An 18,505-nucleotide genomic window follows, 5' to 3' on the forward strand; every position below is an offset into this window, starting at 1 on the left:
AAGACAAACACCAAAAATGACGTTTGTCTGTATTCTGAGTCGAACACATATTGATGAGTTCGGCTTTTTCTATATAATAATGGGAATGATTAGCTTGACTTGTGCACCATCATGAATATTTTCTAAATGCATCGTTCCATTATGAAGTTTCATGACGCGTTTTACGAAAGATAAACCAAGTCCATAGTGACTTTCTTGAGAGGATGTTCTTGCTTGGTCATCTTTATAGAAAAGATTTCCAGCATTCTGTAATATATTTTTTGAAAAAGTAGATTGATTATTCCATATGGTTAGAACTAATCGATTATTTTCTTGTGACATTGTTAGCTGGATCTTTGCATCATTATCTTTTTGATGTTGTATTGCATTATTAATAACATTTGTGATTGCTCGAAAAAATAAATTGGAATGAATAGCAATTTGTGCCGATGAAGTTACTGTGTTATTAAAAACAAAATGTGTATTTCTCGGGAGTAAAGGTGTGATATATTCCTTCAATTGATGAGTTACTTGTTGAATCGATATATTTTCAAGTTGAATATCATGATCGTAAAAGGTTTTGGAGTATTGGATGAAGTGGTTGAAATAATCGTTTAATTGAATACTTGCTTGCTCAAGATCTTTTAGACATTCCATTGTTTGAGGTGTTTGCTTGGTAGATTGTAGGAATTCAGCATTTCCTCTGATGACAGTTAGAGGGCTACGAAGATCATGTGCAGCGCTAGATACTTGAAACATGAGTTCTTTTTTTTGTTCTTTTTCATGTTCAATCCTATTTTTTATATCAGATTGCATTTTTTCGATTAGTTCATTTGTTTCAATGAATTCTTTAATCTGCAAATGGTGATGTTCATTTTTGGTGAAATATAGACCACTATGATAAACCATGTTCATTTCTTTTTGAATCTTGGTTAATAATTGTCTAATATTTATTACAATGATAAAAATCAAAATGATGCAAAGATAAATCCAAGAACTGACGCTAAAAAATAAAGCAAAGCGATTGGCATTTCTCTCATTTATTCCAGATACAGAAGATAGAAGAGCTGGAACTATGTAAAAAAGTATCAGACATAGAAGAAATTGCCAAATGATTTTAAGGTAGGTACGCTTAATGAGTTGCTTGATTGTCAATTCTTTTTCCATTTGTATCCTCCTCCCCATACTGTTTTGATAGGATCAATTTGATGAGCCTTGAATTTTTGTCTAATTTGATAGATGTATTCAGTGATTGACCGTAGTTGAGCATCAGAGCTTACGGGATAGAGGTAATCGTAAAGTTCCTCTACGCTAAATATTCGGTTCTCATTTTTAGCTAAAAGATAAAGTAAATCAAACTCTCGCTTAGTTAATGAAATTCTCTTTGAATGATAATAAACTTCTTGACTATCTCGATAAAAAGTTATATTTGACTCCATCTCTTCTTTAGAGGAATGGTGTGATCTTTCTTCTCTACGAAGATGCATTTGAATTCTTGCAATCAATTCTTTAATGCTGAATGGTTTTGTGATGTAATCATCGGCTCCGGCTTGTATTCCTTTTAATAAATCTTCTTCAAAATCTTTAGCGGTTAGAAATAAGATTGGAGTAGCAATTTGTGAACGAATGGAACGACAAATTTCTATACCAGAAATAGGCATCATGACGTCAAGTAAAATTAGATCAAATCCAGTAAAGTCACAGATATTGATCTCCTCTATATTTTTACGAGTTTCCACGTGAAAGTTGTTTGCTTCTAATGCATTCCCTATTAATCGTAAGATTTTTTCATCATCGTCAATGGCTAAAATTTTATACTTCATAGTTCCTCCAATTATATGAGCATATTATAGCAAATATAGAATGTAATTTGTTGAAAATAAAAAAAATAATTATTCTGAGAATTTCCTGATTTTCTCCTGTTATACTTGCTCCAAGTGAAGGTGGAATTTCACTAAAAGTCAGAAGGGAAAAAGAATGAATGATAACAATTCAAAAGCTACATAAGGAATATAATAATAAAATTGTCCTTCAAAACGTGTCTTTCAAAGCTAAGAAAGGTGAGATTACTGGATTGATTGGACCGAATGGATCTGGAAAATCAACTTTAATCAGAATTTTACTTGGATTAGAAAATAGTCAAATGGGAATGACGTTGATCGATGGCAAAAAATACTCTCAATTGGGAGATAATCCTTTTTGTATTGTTGGATCGTTCCTTGACAGTTGCCAACCTTACCCAACCAGAACAGGATTTCAGCATCTTCGTTGGATTGGCTTGGCTTGTGGGGTTGATAGAAATAGGTGCAAGGAATGTTTAGAGTTGGTGGGGTTAAGTGAAGCTAAAAATAAAAAAGTAAAAGACTATTCATTAGGAATGAAGCAACGTCTTGGTTTAGCAACAGCCTTATTAGCAAATCCTGACATCTTAATTTTAGATGAACCAATCAATGGACTAGATCCAGAAGGAATTCGCTGGGTACGTAATTTTTTACAATCTTTTGTCAATGAAGGTAAAACTGTCTTAATGACAAGTCATTATATGAGTGAGTTAGAATTAACTGTAGATCATTTGGTTGGTATTTCTAATGGCAAAATTGTTATTGATGCTTCTACAAAGGATATTTTGAAACAGTTTGGCTCTTTTGAGGAAGCATATTTTAAGTCACTCGAAGGGAAAGAAGGTGAATAATATGTTGAAGCGTTCCTTTTTTAGTGATCTCTATAAATATTGTAGTTTACCTACTTTTAAATTCACTTTTTTTCTTATTTTGGGAGTCAGCATATTTTTTACAATTCAAAATATCCAGGTGATAAATGCCTTAGTAGAAGGAAATGGCCAAGCAGTTAACCTTGATCCGTCCATGTTATCATCGAATCCAGTTTATACAGTCAGGGATGCCCTCTTATCCTCCCCCTACCAAGCAAGTGTCATTTTCTTGCCAATCTTGGTTTCGCTTGTTTATTCAACCCATTACCAATTTGGTGATGATTATTTTAGCCAGTTATTGATTCCTAACTGGAAAGTTCGTCTTACTGGGTTTATTGCAAGTTCGATTGTCCTATCGTTACTCTCTACTTTAATATTTTCTATAGTAAACGTTGTTATTTTATTCGTTTTTCTAGATTCAACTCTAAAGAATTTTTTAGAATTGACATTGTTTTTAGATGTCACGGTAAGAGTTATGATATTTGCAATCGTTCTTACTTTATTAGCTTTACTTTTCGTAATCGTAACGAAAAAATCAATGACTGCATTAATTGCAGATGTTTTATTATTGGTTATCAGTTTATCAGGTATTCTAAGAGGAATTTCCTCTAAAATAGAAAATCTATTGCCTTTGATTGGAGCAAAGTCATTTGCATTTGGTCGAATTGAAGGGACTCAAACGAGCCAATTGTATGGAATTACACTTTTAATAGTAGAAGGGATCTTGTTCTTGGTGTTCATAATGGTTGTAGAAAAGATTCGAATGGGGAGGAAGAATGGCAAAAGTATTTTTCAGTCTTATCGTCAAAAAATATAGTTTAAAACCCGTAAAGTACCAGATAGGCATACAGTCTCTTTTAATAGGTTTTGTGTGTCTATTGGGTGTGTTACCAGTTGCAATTAATGGTGCAATTGTAGAATTATCTTTAAAGCAAGCTCTTGTTTTTGCATCAATGCTCTCTGTTGGTATTGGGTGTGTTAATGCATTTGTTGAGTTACAATCACACGAAACAAAGCTAGTTTACTTGGTAAGTGGAAAAAGGATCTTAAGTTCAATTAGGATCCTGTTCATAGAGTTATTTGATGTAGTACTACAATCAACCTTGTATTTCATTGTACTGCTTATATGGTTTCAATTTTATAGGAGCGAAAATGGTGTCAGTTTAGAAATCTTCAGTTTCTATTTGTTTGGCTCCATCCAATACTTTTTGATTTCTTACTTCTTAAGTTATTTTTTCAAAAGTCCAATGGGGAGTTTAGCTATTTTGCTGCTATTTCCTATTTTGGTACAACCATTCATAGAAAGAGTAGTGGAACCATTGACTAGTTATCTATTTTATAATATTGTTGCGGATACAATATTAGGGAGAGCTTCCTATCTGCAACTCTGTATTTACGTTATTGGACTGGTATGTTTACTTGGAGCAACACTCTACTTCTTGGTAAGGAATCAAGAAGTTAAGTAGTAAATAAAAATGATACTGATGAGCAAACCTTGCTAATTTTGTAAATCAATGACATTGATGTTTATTACGTATTTCATGGTTTTAGAATAAAAGACAAGACTTCCGAAGTAATTGCGAGAGTCTTGTTTAGTTTTTATGCTAATACGTGTCCAATTAATTAGATTGTAATTCGCTCATGTACTAATTTAATGAATCGTTCTGTAACATGTTGTCTTCCCTCTTCATTCCTCATCTCAGAGAATTCTAGTGATTTATGGTAAAATAAGGTCTATATATGTGAGGACAAAGAGATGATTAATCGAATTACAGACAACAAATTTAAACTAGTATCCAAATACCAACCGTCTGGGGACCAACCGCAGGCCATTGAGCAGTTGGTGGATAACATCGAGGGAGGCGAGAAGGCCCAAATCTTGATGGGGGCGACTGGTACGGGGAAGACCTATACCATGAGCCAGGTTATTGCCCAGGTCAATAAACCGACCCTGGTCATTGCCCACAATAAAACGCTAGCAGGTCAGCTCTATGGGGAGTTCAAGGAGTTCTTTCCAGAGAATGCTGTCGAGTACTTCGTTTCTTACTACGATTACTACCAGCCAGAAGCTTATGTACCATCGAGTGATACCTATATCGAAAAGGATAGCTCGGTCAATGATGAGATTGACAAGCTTCGTCACTCAGCAACCTCAGCGCTCTTGGAGCGTAACGATGTCATCGTTGTAGCGTCTGTTTCATGTATCTATGGGTTGGGTTCGCCTAAGGAATATTCCGACAGCGTGGTCAGTTTGCGTCCAGGTCTGGAGATTTCTCGTGATCGTTTGCTCAATGACTTGGTGGACATCCAGTTTGAACGTAATGATATCGACTTTCAACGGGGGAAATTCCGTGTCCGTGGAGATGTGGTCGAGATTTTCCCAGCTTCGCGTGATGAGCATGCCTTTCGAGTCGAGTTTTTCGGAGATGAGATTGAGCGGATTCGTGAGATTGAAGCTTTGACCGGCCAGGTTTTAGGAGATGTGGACCACTTAGCGATCTTCCCAGCCACTCACTTCGTGACCAATGACGACCATATGGAAGTGGCCATTGCCAAGATTCAGGCGGAACTAGAGGAGCAGTTGAAGGTCTTTGAAAAAGAAGGTAAGCTCTTAGAAGCCCAACGCCTGAAGCAACGGACCGAGTATGATATTGAAATGTTGCGAGAGATGGGCTACACCAACGGGGTGGAGAACTATTCTCGCCACATGGATGGACGAAGCGAAGGAGAGCCACCTTACACCCTACTTGACTTCTTCCCAGAAGATTTCCTCATTATGATTGACGAAAGCCACATGACCATGGGCCAAATCAAGGGCATGTACAATGGAGACCGCTCACGTAAGGAGATGTTGGTCAACTATGGTTTCCGTTTGCCATCTGCATTGGACAACCGGCCACTGCGTCGGGAGGAGTTTGAAAGCCATGTCCACCAGATTGTTTATGTGTCTGCGACACCAGGTGACTATGAGATGGAACAAACGGACACCGTCATCGAGCAGATTATTCGGCCGACAGGTCTTCTAGATCCAGAAGTGGAGGTCCGCCCTACCATGGGACAAATGGACGATCTCTTGGGTGAGATCAATGCGCGTGTGGAACGTGGAGAGCGGACCTTTGTCACTACCCTGACCAAGAAGATGGCAGAAGACTTGACCGACTACTTCAAAGAAATGGGTGTCAAGGTCAAATACATGCACTCGGACATTAAGACCTTAGAGCGGACGGAAATAATCCGTGATTTGCGTCTGGGTGTCTTTGATGTCTTGGTCGGAATCAACCTGCTTCGGGAAGGGATAGACGTACCAGAAGTTAGCCTAGTGGCCATTCTCGATGCGGACAAGGAAGGTTTCCTCCGTAATGAGCGAGGGCTCATTCAGACCATTGGCCGTGCTGCCCGTAATAGTGAGGGTCACGTGATCATGTATGCGGACACCATGACCCAGTCTATGCAACGTGCGATCGATGAAACGGCTCGTCGTCGTCAGATTCAGATGGCCTATAATGAAGAGCATGGCATTGTGCCACAAACCATCAAAAAGGAAATCCGTGATCTCATCTCTGTTACTAAGGCTGTGGCCAAGGAAGAGGATAAGGAAGTGGATATCACCAGCCTCAACCGCCAAGAGCGTAAGGAATTGGTCAAGAAACTGCAAGGCCAAATGCAAGAAGCCGTCGAAGTGCTTGATTTCGAATTGGCAGCACAGATCCGCGATATGATGTTGGAAGTCAAGGCCTTGGATTAGATAGGATAAAGCGAATGAAGATTATCATTAAAACGATGGAAACTCCTGAAGAGATAGAAGGAAAATCTCTCGTTCATTGGCAAACGTGGAGAGAGGCTTATGACGATCTTTTACCCGCGGATTTTCAGGAGACGATGACATTAGAAAAATGTCGATTCTTTAGTCAAAAATATCCAGAAAATACCTTGATTGCGATGGATGGAAAGAAGGTCGTTGGATTTATCAGCTATGGAAATTACCGTGATGAGACCATTCAAGCTGGTGAAATCATTGCCTTATATGTTTTAAAAGATTACTATGGAAAAGGTGTGAGTAAACAGTTAATGCATGCTGCATTTGTTGCTCTTGATCAATTCTCTGAAATTTATTTATGGGTATTGAAAGATAATAAGCGAGCCATTGCTTTCTATCAAAAAATGGGTTTTACTTTTGATAGCCAAGAACAAATACTTAAACTTGGAAAACCTGTTAAGGAATTGCGGATGATATGTTCTTCAAATAAAAATTCCTAAAAGACGTATCTATCAATCTTTGAACCATTATCAATGAATCAAGTAAAAATATAAAAGAGATAGAATGAACCAAAGAGATGAAGGAGAAGACGAATGAAGATTCTAGTCATCAATGGGCATCCAGATAAGGAAAGTTACTGTCAGGCTATTTTTCAAACCATAGTCGAAACTATTGACTCAAATCGCCACGAGCTTAAAGTGATCAGTCTCAATGAAGAAGACTTTGATCCAGTTCTTCGCTACGGTTATCGAAAGCGGATGGAAGAAGATCCATTTATCCTTCGTTCTCAAGAATGGATCCAGTGGGCGGATCACCTGATCTTTGTCTATCCCATCTGGTGGAGTAGTATGCCGAGCCTTATGAAGGGCTGGATCGATCGAGTCTTTACACCGGGGATTGCCTACTCGGCCAATGATCAAGGAAGTTTCATCTGGAATTACCTGAGAGGCAAGCAATTCAAGAAGTTGCTCAAAGGAAAAACAGCCAGTATTTATTCGACTTCCATGGCGCCTACTTGGTGGTACAAGATTTTTTCAGGTCCTATCAATATTCCAGATAGTTATGGCATCTCTGTTTTGAAGAATGCCGTCTTGAACCATTGTGGGATTAAAACCAATCGCGTCTGCATCTTAGGAGAAGTCGGCCGCGATGTGAATACCGCTAGCATGAGGGAACAGCATCTCAAAAAGGTCGTAGCAGAAGTGAAGAAACTCTGATCCTGTTCTTGTCTTTGTTGGGTGAGTTTAGGTAAGAAGTTGTATTCTAAACGGATGTTGGATAAAATAGGAATAAAATCTATAGGAAATAGGGTAAATAAATATGTTTCTATTTATGTATATGATCTATGTCATCTATTCCATTTCACAACTGAAAAGAGAAGATAAAAGGGTCTCTCTTTTTACGAAGATTGTCGTTTATAGTTTATTGGTTTTATCATTGGTTAAGATCTATTTCGGCTTAGTGGCATTTATATTTTCCCCTTTACCACTAATTGGTTCTATAGTTTCTTTTGCTCTTGGCGGTATGAGACTCGTTCTTAGAATAGTTATAGCTCTTAGCTTACTTTTATTATCGCTAAGTCTATTTTTAGATAGTAAAAAAAATGATCCGGATGCGCCTCTAATTGATCATTGGATTCGGTTGGGTTATCATATTCTGTTGATGTTTCTTTAGGAGATCCAGTTTAATCCAATTATTACGAAGGGGAGACCAAACATGAGAAAGTATTTGAACATGTTTCGGATCCTGTATCTGATTCTGTTGCTTTTTGTTCTTGTGAACTTTATATTGAGCTTCTATGGTTATGCATTTACACCGCTCCTGTGGAATCCCTGGCTGTATCTTGGAGCTGTGACGGCTTTTAGTCACATCTGGTATCACTTCTATCGAAAACATGCTCCAAATTGGAAGAACCTTGTTAGTGTTCTTTTGAGTCTCTTTGCTATGGTGATTCTGGTATTTTTCATTGAGTTGTTCTTTACCTTTAATGGCCATGGTCCGGTAACAATTCACTCGGAATATTCGTTAAAAGAGAAGACCATTGTCTTTGAGAGAGGCTTTCTTTTGGATATTTTTGATGAATACCATGAGCTGGTAAATCCCTTTGTGATGAAGAAAGAGGTAAAGAAAAAAGTTTATTTTGATTAATTGTTACCATCATAGAAAGGAAATTTATGTCACGCGCAATATCTACTGTACTTACCAATCTTTGTTTGGTGGAAGACCTTGATAATGGAAAAGTAGTCCTCCAATACCGCTCGCCAGAGCGTTACAAGAAATGGTCTGGCTATGCCTTTCCTGGAGGTCATATCGAAAAAGGAGAAAGTCTTGCAGAATCCGTCATTCGTGAAGTTTACGAAGAGACAGGACTGACAATTGCAGATCCAAAACTCGTCGCAGTCAAAGACTGGCCACTAGACGATGGAGGCCGCTATATTGTCTTTTGCTACAAAGCGACAGAATTCACTGGCCAGCTCAGATCGTCCGAAGAAGGAGAAGTTTCTTGGGTTGAGAAAGATCAATTAGAAAAGTTGGATTTATCCTACGATATGCTTCCTCTGCTGGAAGTGATGGAAGACCCGGACTTGTCTGAGTTCTATTATCGCAAACGGACAGACGATGATTGGGAAAAATTAAGATTTTAAGTAAAGGGCTAGAGGGATCTAGCTTTTTTTGCTTGTAAGCTAAAAGAAGTAAGAATATTCCATTCGTGCTTGAATCTGCTCAGAAAAAGTACTATAGTATAAGCATAAAATACTATTGTAATCTTTCATACTGTAAAAAGAAAGAAGGCAAGATATGAAATTACAATTTAGAATCCTTATAGGAATTTGCTTCTTGATCGGTGCCTTAGTCTTTGCCTTTCAAAAGGAATGGTTATACGCTTTGCTGTTGCTTTTAGTTGGGGCTTCTTACCTTTATAAAGGAGTGCGTCGATGAAGAATGATTGTTTAAACATCAAGGGGCTAAATGTTTGGTATAAAAAAGACAAGCCCGTTATAAAAGACACGAATTTGCTTGTGCTCAATCATTCTGTAGTAGGGTTGATTGGTCGAAATGGAGCAGGGAAGACAACCTTGCTAAAAGCTTTAAGTAGTGTCTTTGATCATCGGCAGTATGCAGTTGAGTCTGTTACCATAGAAGACAAGGCGACCTCTTTTCATACGAATTTCTATAAGAGCCGTACCTATACAGTTTTTACTGAAAACAATAGTTTTTTAAATTGGGATTTTGTTCACTATTTTAATTTTGTCTGTCGTTTGTATCATCGAAAGAGAGATGAAAAGGTATTGCAGGACTTGATTTCAGGCTTTCATTTTGAAGAGTTTCTCAACACAGACATTGGTAGTTTGTCAACGGGAAATAAGAAGAAAGTCTTCTTGATCGCAGCTTTTTATCTCAAACCTACCCTCCTTATTTTGGACGAACCATTTGATGGCCTTGATTTTGATGCGACAGAATTTCTATATGGTTTGCTATTGCAGTATAAAGAAGAAGGCTCTATTCTGATGAGTTCGCATATCGCAGAGAGTATCGTTCGGGTCTGTGATACAGCTTATTATATTGAAGATGGTCACCTAGACGCGATTGAATCGAATTTAGAAGATTGGTTTCATGACGTCAATCGTCAGAGGGGGTAGAACATGCTACTAGCAATTTTTAGAGATGTGGTATCCAAAAATCGGCTCTTCTTGTTCTTGACTTCCTTAGCCTTTGCTCTTTATTACTATCTTGTTGGGGCAAAATTTTCTACGAGCTTTCAAGTCTTGTTGATCAGTACGGCTATTGTTACTGCTCTATCAACCTTTCAATTGCTGTATTCCTACTTTTCGATGGACAGGGTCCAGGCCTACTACCAGCTTCCTTTGTCTCTCAATCGTTTTAAAGGGTCTTTTCTGACGGTAACCTTTCTTCTCAATTTACTAGAGCGCGTGCTGTTATTGATCCTCTTTTTAGGAGTCAGGTTAGACCTGCTACAATCCTTTAAGCTGGTCCTCCTTTCTTTACTGGTGGTATTGAGTGTGTTTTATATCTTTATCCAGTTCAATACCAGGCCAAGTCTTCTAGGAGGAGTGCTCATTTTTGTAACGACTGTTCTTACAGCATCTTCTTTATGGATTCAACAAGTGTCCTATATGATCTTACTTTCAGCCTTCGTTACTATCTTTATTTTTAAAAATGACGACTTAATCGCGATTTCAAAAAATGATCAGTTGCTTGTCGCAAAGAGAAAAAGTGGCAATTATTTTTGGATTTCCTTATTTCAAGAGCGCTATTTTTCCATCAATTTTGTCTTTACTCTCATCTTCCTCCTTCTCATTCTGATACAGGATTATGAGGCTCCTTTAAAAATCATCATCCTTTTAACGATTGCTTCTGTCAATACGCCATTAACCACTCTCATTTCCGCTGATAAAGATTTGATCGATCATGTTAAGTCTCTTCCTAAGAGTCGGTTCTTTTACTTGATGTATTACCGTGTATTGCTGACTTATTTCCTATTTGTCAATCTATTTGTTGCTCTGTTATTAAAAATGGTGGTTATGCCTGACTTGGGGATCCTATTTTTACTAGGAGTGATGATTCTAGCAGTAGTGGAAGCTGTTTTGCACTTACTGATTGAAATCTATTTCCCTTTAAGAAAATGGAATTTAAAGAGAGAATGTTGGAAGCACCCAAGAAAATATATTGTGCCTAGTATCGTCTTCTTACTTAGTTGGAGTCTCCTCTTCTGCTTCTAAGGAATTGCTCCTTTGCTTGTATCTGCTTCTTAATTGTAGTATGATAGAGGAGTTGAAAAGATGCTAGAAAAGGTGGCAAGTAATATGAAAGATATTCACTTTGATGCAATTGCTGCATTTGAAAATTACGAAATCGAAAAGATGAGAGATGGCCATGTAGTGGTGACAACCAAGGTCGTGGAATCCTCGCTCAATTATTATGGAAATGCGCACGGAGGCTATCTCTTTACCTTGTGTGACCAAGTCAGTGGTTTGGTCGTGGTTTCTCAAGGGGTCGATGGGGTGACCTTGCAATCCTCGATCAATTACTTGAAAGCAGGGCGTCTGGGGGATGTCCTGACCATCCATGGCGAATGTGTCCACAGTGGACGGACGACTCGAGTTGTGGATGTTGATATTACCAATCAAGACGGGGCTAATGTCTGCAAGGCAACCTTTACGATGTTTGTTACGGGAGTGAGAGATGAATCCGCACAAGTACGCATTTAAAAACTATATTTTTGATTTTTATGGAACCTTGGTCGACATCGAAACCGATGAGTCGAGTCCCATTTTATGGGATACCATGGCTCAGATCTACCAATCCTACGGGGCAAGCTACACAGGAGAAGGTCTGCGCCTGCGTTATAAAGAGTTGGTGCAACAAGCCGAAGAAGACTTGGCTAAGGAAAAACAAGTTGCCTACCCAGAGATTGATCTGACGGTTATCTTTGTACAATTGTATTTAGAAGGTCATCCAAGTGGAAATAGTGTTTCCCACCTCAAAGAGTGGGGACGTTTGATTGCGCGGACTTTCCGTGTCCTTTCTCGCAAACGGTTGGAGCTTTATCCTCACACGAAAGAAGTATTAGAGGATATGAAAGCTGCAGGTTGCCGGATCTTTCTCTTATCCAATGCCCAAGCAGATTTTACCAATCCGGAGATTGATTTGGTTGGTTTGAGAGAACTTTTCCATGCCATTTACTTGTCATCTGATGCAGGTATTCGCAAACCTCAGCCAGAGTTCCTCTTGGAAGTCATCAAAGAACACCAGTTGAACCCTGAGAAAACGGTCATGGTGGGGAATGACTTTACGACAGATGTCGCTGTTGCCCAAAGTATCGGGATGGAGAGTATCTTGATCAATACCTTCCCATACTCTGAAGCTGAACTGCGCGAGAAGAATCAAGCAGGTGTGCGCGTGATTCGAGACATTCAAGAATTGCAGGAAGATTGAAAATATCATCCATGTAGGGAGGCCAAGTCGCCTCCTTTTTTATTGAAAATGCTACAGTGGAACAGGATTTGTCAAATTTTCTCTTTCATGGTATACTATGAAAGTTAATTTGAATAAGGAGATAAAAATGAATAACTTACCAAACTGTCCAAAATGTAACTCTGAATACGTCTATGAAGATGGAGCGCTCTTGGTGTGCCCAGAGTGTGCGTATGAATGGAACCCAGCTGAGGTCGAAGAAGAAGAGGGTGTCGTAGCGATTGATGCCAACGGAAACAAATTGGCTGATGGCGATACGGTGACCTTGATCAAAGATTTGAAAGTGAAGGGTGCACCGAAAGATTTGAAACAAGGTACGCGCGTGAAAAATATCCGTATCGTTGAAGGAGACCACAACATCGATTGTAAGATTGATGGTTTTGGTGCAATGAAGCTCAAATCAGAATTTGTGAAGAAGATCTAAAGAACAGTACACAAATTGATAGAGTTGTTAAAGTTTATAATGGAACTTTCCGCTGTGAGAAAAGTACTTGAAACAGTATTGATTCAAGTACTCGGGAGTTTTGAAACTTTAGGTTCAAAACTAAGTCATGGAACTTCGTAGAAGTTCGCTGACGCCCGTCCTCACTTAAGGAAAGTTCCTGATAAAACTGAAGGGCCTAGCCCCTTTTCTTTCAGGAGAATACTATGAAATTCAAACTATTATTTAGCTATCGTTTTCTATTGTTTATTTTAAGTGTACTTGGCGTTTATCTACAACTGACCAAGCATGGTGGCTTTGGTATGATGCTCTATTACACCATTTTATCTAACATGTTGGTCATGTTCTTTATGGGAGACATGGTTTGGCGCATGGTTCGAGGGCGTTCGACCCAGACTCAGGGCTACCTTCGCATGAAGGGGGCAGTGACCATGTCCATTATGATCACCTGTGTCATCTACCACTTTATGTTGGCGCCTCTTGCGACACCAGAGAAGTTTTATCGTTTGGAAAACTTCCTTTGTCATTACATCGTTCCTTTGATGTTCTTCTTTGATACCCTAGTGATTGATAAAGCCAAGCAATACCGTAAGCTCGATCCTTTCTTTTGGACCTTGATTCCACTGGCATACATGCTCTTTGCTCTTCTCAATGGTTTGGTCTTGAAGTGGCCAATTCCAGGTGCAAAAGATAGTCCGTTTGCCTATTTCTTTATCAATGTTAATAAATACGGCTGGGCCTTTGTTGGAAAATGGGTGGTGATCATTTTTATCGCTTACCTCTTGGCTGGCTATGTGCTTTATGGGATTAAAAATATCAAGCGGAAATCGGCTGTTTCTTAGTAAAAACCGAACATTATTCGGATGAAAAATCATGTTTTTAAATTTTTTTGAAAAATGTTGAGTTTTTTCTTGCATGTCGTTTGAAACTGTGATATAGTTATCTCAATTAAATAAATCCTTTAATCCTGTCCCGTGAGGCAGGCAAGGAGACTGTGAAAAACAATGGCTAGGACCATAGAGCGAGACTCTATCCTCTTAGACCATTCATTTGCTGAACCTCCTTGAAAAAGGAGGTTTTTCTTTTACAACTAAGGAGGACTGAATGAAAACCAAAGAAGTCGTTGATGATTTGACGATGAAACGGGCCATTACCCGGATCACCTACGAAATCATTGAACGAAACAAAGATTTGAGCCAGATTGTGCTGGTGGGGATCAAGACGCGTGGTGTTTACATCGCTCGCCGGATCCAAGAACGCCTCTCTCAGCTGGAACAAATCGATGTCCCTGTAGCAGAACTAGATACCAAGCCTTTCCGAGATGACATGAAGGCGACAGAAGATACAACGGTCTTACCAGTTGATATCGCTCATAGAGAAGTCATTTTGATCGATGATGTCCTCTATACTGGTCGCACGATACGCGCTGCCATTGACAATCTGGTCAGTCACGGTCGTCCCGCTCGAGTGAGTCTGGCGGTTCTAGTCGACCGTGGGCATCGGGAGTTGCCGATTCGTCCGGACTTTGTTGGGAAAAATATCCCGACAAGTAAGTCAGAGGAAATCATTGTCGAGATGGTGGAGCTAGACGGTCAAGACCGCGTCCTCATCAAAGAAGCTTAAACAAATTGTAAACTATTTGCATTCACATTATAAAAGGAGAATCAACATGTCTGAAAATCAAATCGCTCTTAAAAACCTTGTCTCAATGGAAACTCTTACCAATGAAGAAGTAATGGCATTGATCAAACGTGGGATTGAGTTCAAAAACGGAGCTAAAGCAGCCTACGAAGACCAACACATCATCTCAAACCTTTTCTTTGAACCTTCAACTCGTACCCACAAAGCCTTTGAAGTGGCAGAGTTGAAATTGGGATGTGATCTCCTTGACTTTGATGTGAAGACAAGCTCTGTGAACAAAGGGGAAACACTTTACGATACCATCTTAACCATGTCAGCTCTTGGAGTGGATGTCTGTGTCATCCGTCACCCTGAAGTGGACTACTACAAAGAATTGGTTGAAAGTCCAACGATCACAGCCTCTATCGTCAATGGTGGTGACGGTTCAGGTCAACACCCAAGCCAAAGCTTGCTTGATTTGATGACTATCTACCAAGAATTCGGTCACTTTGATGGCTTGAAAGTTTGTATCGCTGGGGACTTGGATCACTCACGTGTGGCAAAATCAAATATGCAAATCTTGAAACGTTTGGGAGCAACCCTCTACTTTGCAGGTCCAGACGAATGGAGAAGTGCGGAATTTGAAGACTATGGAACCTTCGTCACTATCGATGAAGTCATTGAAGATGTAGATGTGATGATGTTCTTGCGTGTGCAACACGAACGTCATGATTACGAATCACTCTTCTCTAAAGAAAACTACCACCGTCTTCATGGTTTGACTCAAGAACGTTATGACCGTATGAAAGATACAGCGATCTTGATGCACCCAGCACCAGTCAACCGTGACGTTGAAATTGCGGACCACTTGGTAGAAGCTCCTAAATCACGCATCGTAGAACAAATGACCAACGGTGTCTTTGTCCGTATGGCCATCATTGAAGCCGTCCTTAAAGGTCGCGGTGCAAAATAAGATAACTGACAATTCATTGAAAGGAAAGAAAGAGGACAGAGTAGAGAGCTACATGGAATCTGACTTTCCTTTTTTTGAGGAACTATGATAAAATTGGATTAGAATGAAAGAAGGGAGGGGTTCGATGAAACGATTATTGGTCCTAGAGGATGGGACTGTATTTGAAGGAGAAGCCTTTGGTGCAGACCTATATGTGACTGGTGAATTGGTCTTTACGACAGCCATGACAGGCTATCAAGAATTGATCACAGATCAGGCTTTTAGTGGCCAGATACTCTCTTTTACCTTTCCAGTTATAGGTGCAACAGGGATCAACCGGGATGATTCTGAATCGATTACGCCCACTTGTTTAGCAGTAGTCGTTCAGCATCTGGTGGAGATGCCGAGCAATTGGCGGCAGCAGATGACCTTGGATGAATTCTTGAAGCGAAAAAAGATCCCTGGTATTGTAGGGATTGATACACGACAGGTGGCCAAAATTGTCCGCAAGTATGGACGGATGAAGGCGACTGTCATTAACAAGGGGGATTCGATCGAGCATATACTGGATCAGTTGCGAGCAACGGTCCTTCCCAAAGACCAAGTGCGTCAAGTTTCTACAAAAACGGCCTATGCTGTACCAGGTTTTGGAAAGAGTATTGCCTTGATTGATCTAGGTGTCAAGCACTCTGTCTTGCGCCAGCTGAGTCAAAGAGACTGTAATGTCACGGTCTATCCCTATGATATCTCTTATGATGAACTGATGGAACAGCAGCCCGATGGTGTTATTTTATCCAGTGGGCCTGGCGATCCCCATCAGGTGAAAAAACTCTGCCGCTTGATCAAAAAGCTCAATGGTCAGATACCGATCTGGGGCATGGGCTTGGGGGCTCAGCTGCTGGCTCAAGCTTACGGGGCTGAACTAGCTCCTATGGAAGTTGGGCATTTCGGTTTAAATATTCCTGTGCGTGAAATTGCGACAGGAAAAATCGAGATAACCAGTCAAAATCACTTGTATAGTATCGCACGCGATAGCCTGCCCCATGATTTATTGGTCACGCATGAAAACGTCAATGACCATAGTATTGAAGCTTTTCGTCATCGTTACCAACCGATTTTAGGGGTTCAATTCCAAGTGGATGCTAGTCCAGGGACAAGGGAAAATCTCTATTTTTACGATGAATTTTTAGAATTAATTGATGCCAAAATTCACGAAAGTAGAAGGGAGAAGGAATGATGAAAGAAAACCAGAAATTGCTTCTCCTATGTGGAGATTCTTATCAGGATATTAGCCTCTTGGCTGCGGTAAATGAAGCACAAAAACTTTATGCCAAGGATGGAAATGCTCTTGTCCTTTATCTGGGCGAAGAAAATGTTATCACACAAGAAGCTGGAGAACAGGTAGTAGTCAGTAAGCTCAAGCTGGATGCTCTTAGGACGACTCTTCTTTCCTATACTGGGTCTCGCTTGCTCCTAACCTTTGCGGATAAACAGATTTTGAACCTCTTGTTTCGATTGGAAGAAACTGGATTTTTCAAAGACGCATCGATTAGGATTATCGGACCGAGCCTTCAACGCTACCGCACCTTTTATCAGCAGGCGGATCAACGACGACTCTTTCAAGAGTTGGGCTATCAGGTACCCGCTTCCGCACTGGTTGGTTCTGTTCGAGAAGCCATCGAGTTTTCTGAAGGCATTCAATTTCCCATTATGATCTGGCCGGTAGCGAGTAAGCAAGGGCAGGGGCGAAAGATTGCTCATAACCTGGATGACCTGTGCGAAGCAGTGGAAACGGGACTTTCGGTCTCTCCAAGTCAGCAGTGTTTGCTAGAGTTTTCGACCTATGGCTTTAAGGAACTGGATTTTGTGGTCATGCGCGATCGCGAAGACAATCACTACCTGGCAGCCTCTATTGAAAGCATTGATCCTGTCGGGATCCACTCTAGTGACTCTTATCAATTTATGCCAGCGGTCACCCTGACTGACCGGGAGTTCCAAAATCTTCGAGAAGCAGCAATCCACATCAGTCGCTATCTGAAGCTGACAGGAGCCATTTCTATTAAGTTTGCCTTGGATCCGACCAGCTATGCTTTTTATATCTTAGAGGTTAATCCATTTGCATCAGATAGTATCTCGATGGCCTCTATGGGCTTGGGCTATTCCTTGTTTGAGCAAGGAGTTCAGTTACAATTAGGGCGCTCTCTCGAGCATTTGCCTCACCCCTTATTAAAGGATCTAAAGGCTGTTTACGAACCAAGTTTGGACTATATCTTCTTTAAGATCCCGATTTTTTCTGATGCTGCTAAAAATGCCCGCCTCAATACCCAAATTCACTCTTATGGGGCAGTTTATGGATTTGGGAAGAGAATCGATGAGGCTTATCAACAAGCCCTAGAAACCATTAAAGATAAGAACTTGCTGACCATCCTTCCTGAGGAAATGAGCGATGATGAATTAATCCAGAAAATTGCTCGTCATATGCCCCACCGGCTCTTCTATATCTTAGAAGCCTTGAAACGTGGTTTTGAGTTTGAGGAACTCTTGGATTTGAGTAAATTAGCACCTGTTTATTTGCAGGTTCTGGCCAACCTTGTAGAAATGGAAAAAGTAGCAGAAGCTGAAATCAAACCAGCCTTTCTTCCAGTTGAACCATCAGCTGGTTTATATGAGGTCAAAGAGGGAGCAGCCTATTATCTGACCCAAAATGGAACCAATGAATCGTTAGGTTTGGACGCTGCTAGTGTCTTGGTGGATGATCTAGAAATCGGTGATGAGCGTTTTTACCAAAAGGTGAGAAAGCAAGTGAAAGAGCTGAAAGAAAAAGGACAACAGGTGATCTTACTCACGAATCGTCCTTTTACAGAATCTTTGGCAGATAAAGTCTATTATCTTCCTATTAATGAGACAAGCCTTCACCTGATTCAGACCATTGATCAGTTCAAAGATTTGATCTATCTTTCTAACATAAAATAAAGAGAGTGGGACAGAAATCGGTAATTCGTTAGAATTCGATTTCGTCGTCCCACCTCCGCACAGTTGAGTAGGGCT

Annotated in this window: 20 protein-coding genes; 18 read left to right on the forward strand and 2 right to left on the reverse strand. The window is 40.0% G+C overall.

Going from position 1 to position 18,505, the window contains the following annotated elements; genetic code table 11:
- Positions 1-69: 69 nt before the first annotated feature.
- Together NFR56_RS02290 and NFR56_RS02295 are read right to left on the reverse strand one after the other, a co-directional pair.
- Positions 70-1,146: a sensor histidine kinase gene (locus NFR56_RS02290; protein WP_251457417.1), complete on the reverse strand. Its 1,077-nt coding sequence runs from the start codon at positions 1,144-1,146 to the stop codon at positions 70-72.
- Entirely contained in the window at positions 1,131-1,802 is a 672-nt protein-coding gene (locus NFR56_RS02295; protein WP_251457420.1) for a response regulator transcription factor, read from the reverse strand. Before NFR56_RS02295 ends, NFR56_RS02290 begins: the two co-directional genes overlap by 16 nt.
- Before the next feature lie 158 nt (positions 1,803-1,960).
- Between NFR56_RS02295 and NFR56_RS02300 the strand changes: the two genes are divergently transcribed.
- The 18 genes from NFR56_RS02300 to NFR56_RS02385 all read left to right on the forward strand — a co-directional run bounded on the left by NFR56_RS02300 (position 1,961) and on the right by NFR56_RS02385 (position 18,430).
- Entirely contained in the window at positions 1,961-2,671 is a 711-nt protein-coding gene (locus NFR56_RS02300) for an ABC transporter ATP-binding protein (RefSeq protein ID WP_251457423.1), read from the forward strand.
- Between the two features lies 1 nt (position 2,672).
- On the forward strand, positions 2,673-3,506 hold the full coding sequence (locus NFR56_RS02305) for a hypothetical protein (RefSeq protein ID WP_251457426.1): 834 nt from the start codon (positions 2,673-2,675) through the stop codon (positions 3,504-3,506).
- Positions 3,466-4,155 (forward strand): hypothetical protein, encoded by a 690-nt coding sequence (locus tag NFR56_RS02310; RefSeq protein ID WP_251457428.1) that lies wholly within the window; start codon positions 3,466-3,468, stop codon positions 4,153-4,155. Before NFR56_RS02305 ends, NFR56_RS02310 begins: the two co-directional genes overlap by 41 nt.
- 290 nt (positions 4,156-4,445) lie before the next feature.
- A complete protein-coding gene (uvrB, locus tag NFR56_RS02315) occupies positions 4,446-6,434 on the forward strand; it encodes an excinuclease ABC subunit UvrB (RefSeq protein WP_251457431.1) in 1,989 nt (662 codons plus the stop codon).
- 14 nt (positions 6,435-6,448) lie between these two features.
- The gene (locus NFR56_RS02320) at positions 6,449-6,946 is read left to right on the forward strand and encodes a GNAT family N-acetyltransferase (protein ID WP_251457434.1); all 498 of its coding nucleotides are present in this window, start codon (positions 6,449-6,451) and stop codon (positions 6,944-6,946) included.
- 93 nt (positions 6,947-7,039) lie between these two features.
- Positions 7,040-7,663: an NAD(P)H-dependent oxidoreductase gene (locus NFR56_RS02325; protein WP_251457437.1), complete on the forward strand. Its 624-nt coding sequence runs from the start codon at positions 7,040-7,042 to the stop codon at positions 7,661-7,663.
- A gap of 499 nt (positions 7,664-8,162) precedes the next feature.
- A complete protein-coding gene (locus NFR56_RS02330) occupies positions 8,163-8,594 on the forward strand; it encodes a hypothetical protein (protein WP_251457440.1) in 432 nt (143 codons plus the stop codon).
- 26 nt (positions 8,595-8,620) lie between these two features.
- Positions 8,621-9,091, forward strand: a complete 471-nt coding sequence (locus NFR56_RS02335; protein WP_251457443.1) for an 8-oxo-dGTP diphosphatase — start codon at positions 8,621-8,623, stop codon at positions 9,089-9,091.
- Between the two features lie 291 nt (positions 9,092-9,382).
- The gene (locus tag NFR56_RS02340) at positions 9,383-10,087 is read left to right on the forward strand and encodes an ATP-binding cassette domain-containing protein (RefSeq protein WP_251457446.1); all 705 of its coding nucleotides are present in this window, start codon (positions 9,383-9,385) and stop codon (positions 10,085-10,087) included.
- 3 nt (positions 10,088-10,090) lie between these two features.
- The gene (locus tag NFR56_RS02345; RefSeq protein WP_049471800.1) at positions 10,091-11,188 is read left to right on the forward strand and encodes a hypothetical protein; all 1,098 of its coding nucleotides are present in this window, start codon (positions 10,091-10,093) and stop codon (positions 11,186-11,188) included.
- 84 nt (positions 11,189-11,272) lie between these two features.
- The gene (locus NFR56_RS02350) at positions 11,273-11,677 is read left to right on the forward strand and encodes a PaaI family thioesterase (RefSeq protein ID WP_251457461.1); all 405 of its coding nucleotides are present in this window, start codon (positions 11,273-11,275) and stop codon (positions 11,675-11,677) included.
- Positions 11,652-12,404, forward strand: a complete 753-nt coding sequence (locus NFR56_RS02355) for an HAD family hydrolase (protein ID WP_251457449.1) — start codon at positions 11,652-11,654, stop codon at positions 12,402-12,404. The genes NFR56_RS02350 and NFR56_RS02355 overlap by 26 nt, the downstream gene beginning before the upstream one ends.
- A gap of 127 nt (positions 12,405-12,531) precedes the next feature.
- Complete coding sequence (locus tag NFR56_RS02360) at positions 12,532-12,867, forward strand: zinc ribbon domain-containing protein YjdM (protein WP_003016288.1); 336 nt, start codon at positions 12,532-12,534, stop codon at positions 12,865-12,867.
- Positions 12,868-13,091: 224 nt separating this feature from the next.
- Positions 13,092-13,727 carry a Pr6Pr family membrane protein gene (locus NFR56_RS02365; RefSeq protein WP_251457451.1) on the forward strand — a complete coding sequence of 212 codons (636 nt, stop codon included), beginning with the start codon at positions 13,092-13,094 and terminating at the stop codon, positions 13,725-13,727.
- A 262-nt stretch (positions 13,728-13,989) separates the two neighbouring features.
- Positions 13,990-14,508 (forward strand): bifunctional pyr operon transcriptional regulator/uracil phosphoribosyltransferase PyrR, encoded by a 519-nt coding sequence (gene pyrR, locus NFR56_RS02370; protein ID WP_003001719.1) that lies wholly within the window; start codon positions 13,990-13,992, stop codon positions 14,506-14,508.
- Positions 14,509-14,554: 46 nt separating this feature from the next.
- Positions 14,555-15,478: an aspartate carbamoyltransferase catalytic subunit gene (locus tag NFR56_RS02375; RefSeq protein ID WP_049488079.1), complete on the forward strand. Its 924-nt coding sequence runs from the start codon at positions 14,555-14,557 to the stop codon at positions 15,476-15,478.
- Between the two features lie 124 nt (positions 15,479-15,602).
- Positions 15,603-16,694: a carbamoyl phosphate synthase small subunit gene (locus NFR56_RS02380; protein ID WP_003011173.1), complete on the forward strand. Its 1,092-nt coding sequence runs from the start codon at positions 15,603-15,605 to the stop codon at positions 16,692-16,694.
- Positions 16,691-18,430, forward strand: coding sequence for an ATP-binding protein (locus tag NFR56_RS02385; protein ID WP_251457455.1), 1,740 nt, complete (start codon positions 16,691-16,693; stop codon positions 18,428-18,430). The genes NFR56_RS02380 and NFR56_RS02385 overlap by 4 nt, the downstream gene beginning before the upstream one ends.
- Positions 18,431-18,505: the final 75 nt, after the last annotated feature.

Source organism: Streptococcus caecimuris (assembly GCF_943193075.1).
In the GTDB taxonomy this organism is placed as follows: domain Bacteria; phylum Bacillota; class Bacilli; order Lactobacillales; family Streptococcaceae; genus Streptococcus; species Streptococcus caecimuris.

Coding starts and splice junctions, on each gene's coding strand:
- NFR56_RS02325 (WP_251457437.1), top strand. CDS start 7,040: ATGAAGATTCTAGTCATCAATGGGCATCCAGATAAGGAAAGTTACTGT.
- NFR56_RS02320 (WP_251457434.1), top strand. CDS start 6,449: ATGAAGATTATCATTAAAACGATGGAAACTCCTGAAGAGATAGAAGGA.
- NFR56_RS02335 (WP_251457443.1), top strand. CDS start 8,621: ATGTCACGCGCAATATCTACTGTACTTACCAATCTTTGTTTGGTGGAA.
- uvrB (WP_251457431.1), top strand. CDS start 4,446: ATGATTAATCGAATTACAGACAACAAATTTAAACTAGTATCCAAATAC.
- NFR56_RS02310 (WP_251457428.1), top strand. CDS start 3,466: ATGGCAAAAGTATTTTTCAGTCTTATCGTCAAAAAATATAGTTTAAAA.
- NFR56_RS02365 (WP_251457451.1), top strand. CDS start 13,092: ATGAAATTCAAACTATTATTTAGCTATCGTTTTCTATTGTTTATTTTA.
- NFR56_RS02295 (WP_251457420.1), bottom strand. CDS start 1,802: ATGAAGTATAAAATTTTAGCCATTGACGATGATGAAAAAATCTTACGA.
- NFR56_RS02305 (WP_251457426.1), top strand. CDS start 2,673: ATGTTGAAGCGTTCCTTTTTTAGTGATCTCTATAAATATTGTAGTTTA.
- pyrR (WP_003001719.1), top strand. CDS start 13,990: ATGAAAACCAAAGAAGTCGTTGATGATTTGACGATGAAACGGGCCATT.
- NFR56_RS02355 (WP_251457449.1), top strand. CDS start 11,652: ATGAATCCGCACAAGTACGCATTTAAAAACTATATTTTTGATTTTTAT.
- NFR56_RS02290 (WP_251457417.1), bottom strand. CDS start 1,146: ATGGAAAAAGAATTGACAATCAAGCAACTCATTAAGCGTACCTACCTT.
- NFR56_RS02380 (WP_003011173.1), top strand. CDS start 15,603: ATGAAACGATTATTGGTCCTAGAGGATGGGACTGTATTTGAAGGAGAA.
- NFR56_RS02330 (WP_251457440.1), top strand. CDS start 8,163: ATGAGAAAGTATTTGAACATGTTTCGGATCCTGTATCTGATTCTGTTG.
- NFR56_RS02340 (WP_251457446.1), top strand. CDS start 9,383: ATGAAGAATGATTGTTTAAACATCAAGGGGCTAAATGTTTGGTATAAA.
- NFR56_RS02300 (WP_251457423.1), top strand. CDS start 1,961: ATGATAACAATTCAAAAGCTACATAAGGAATATAATAATAAAATTGTC.
- NFR56_RS02350 (WP_251457461.1), top strand. CDS start 11,273: ATGAAAGATATTCACTTTGATGCAATTGCTGCATTTGAAAATTACGAA.
- NFR56_RS02345 (WP_049471800.1), top strand. CDS start 10,091: ATGCTACTAGCAATTTTTAGAGATGTGGTATCCAAAAATCGGCTCTTC.
- NFR56_RS02360 (WP_003016288.1), top strand. CDS start 12,532: ATGAATAACTTACCAAACTGTCCAAAATGTAACTCTGAATACGTCTAT.
- NFR56_RS02375 (WP_049488079.1), top strand. CDS start 14,555: ATGTCTGAAAATCAAATCGCTCTTAAAAACCTTGTCTCAATGGAAACT.
- NFR56_RS02385 (WP_251457455.1), top strand. CDS start 16,691: ATGATGAAAGAAAACCAGAAATTGCTTCTCCTATGTGGAGATTCTTAT.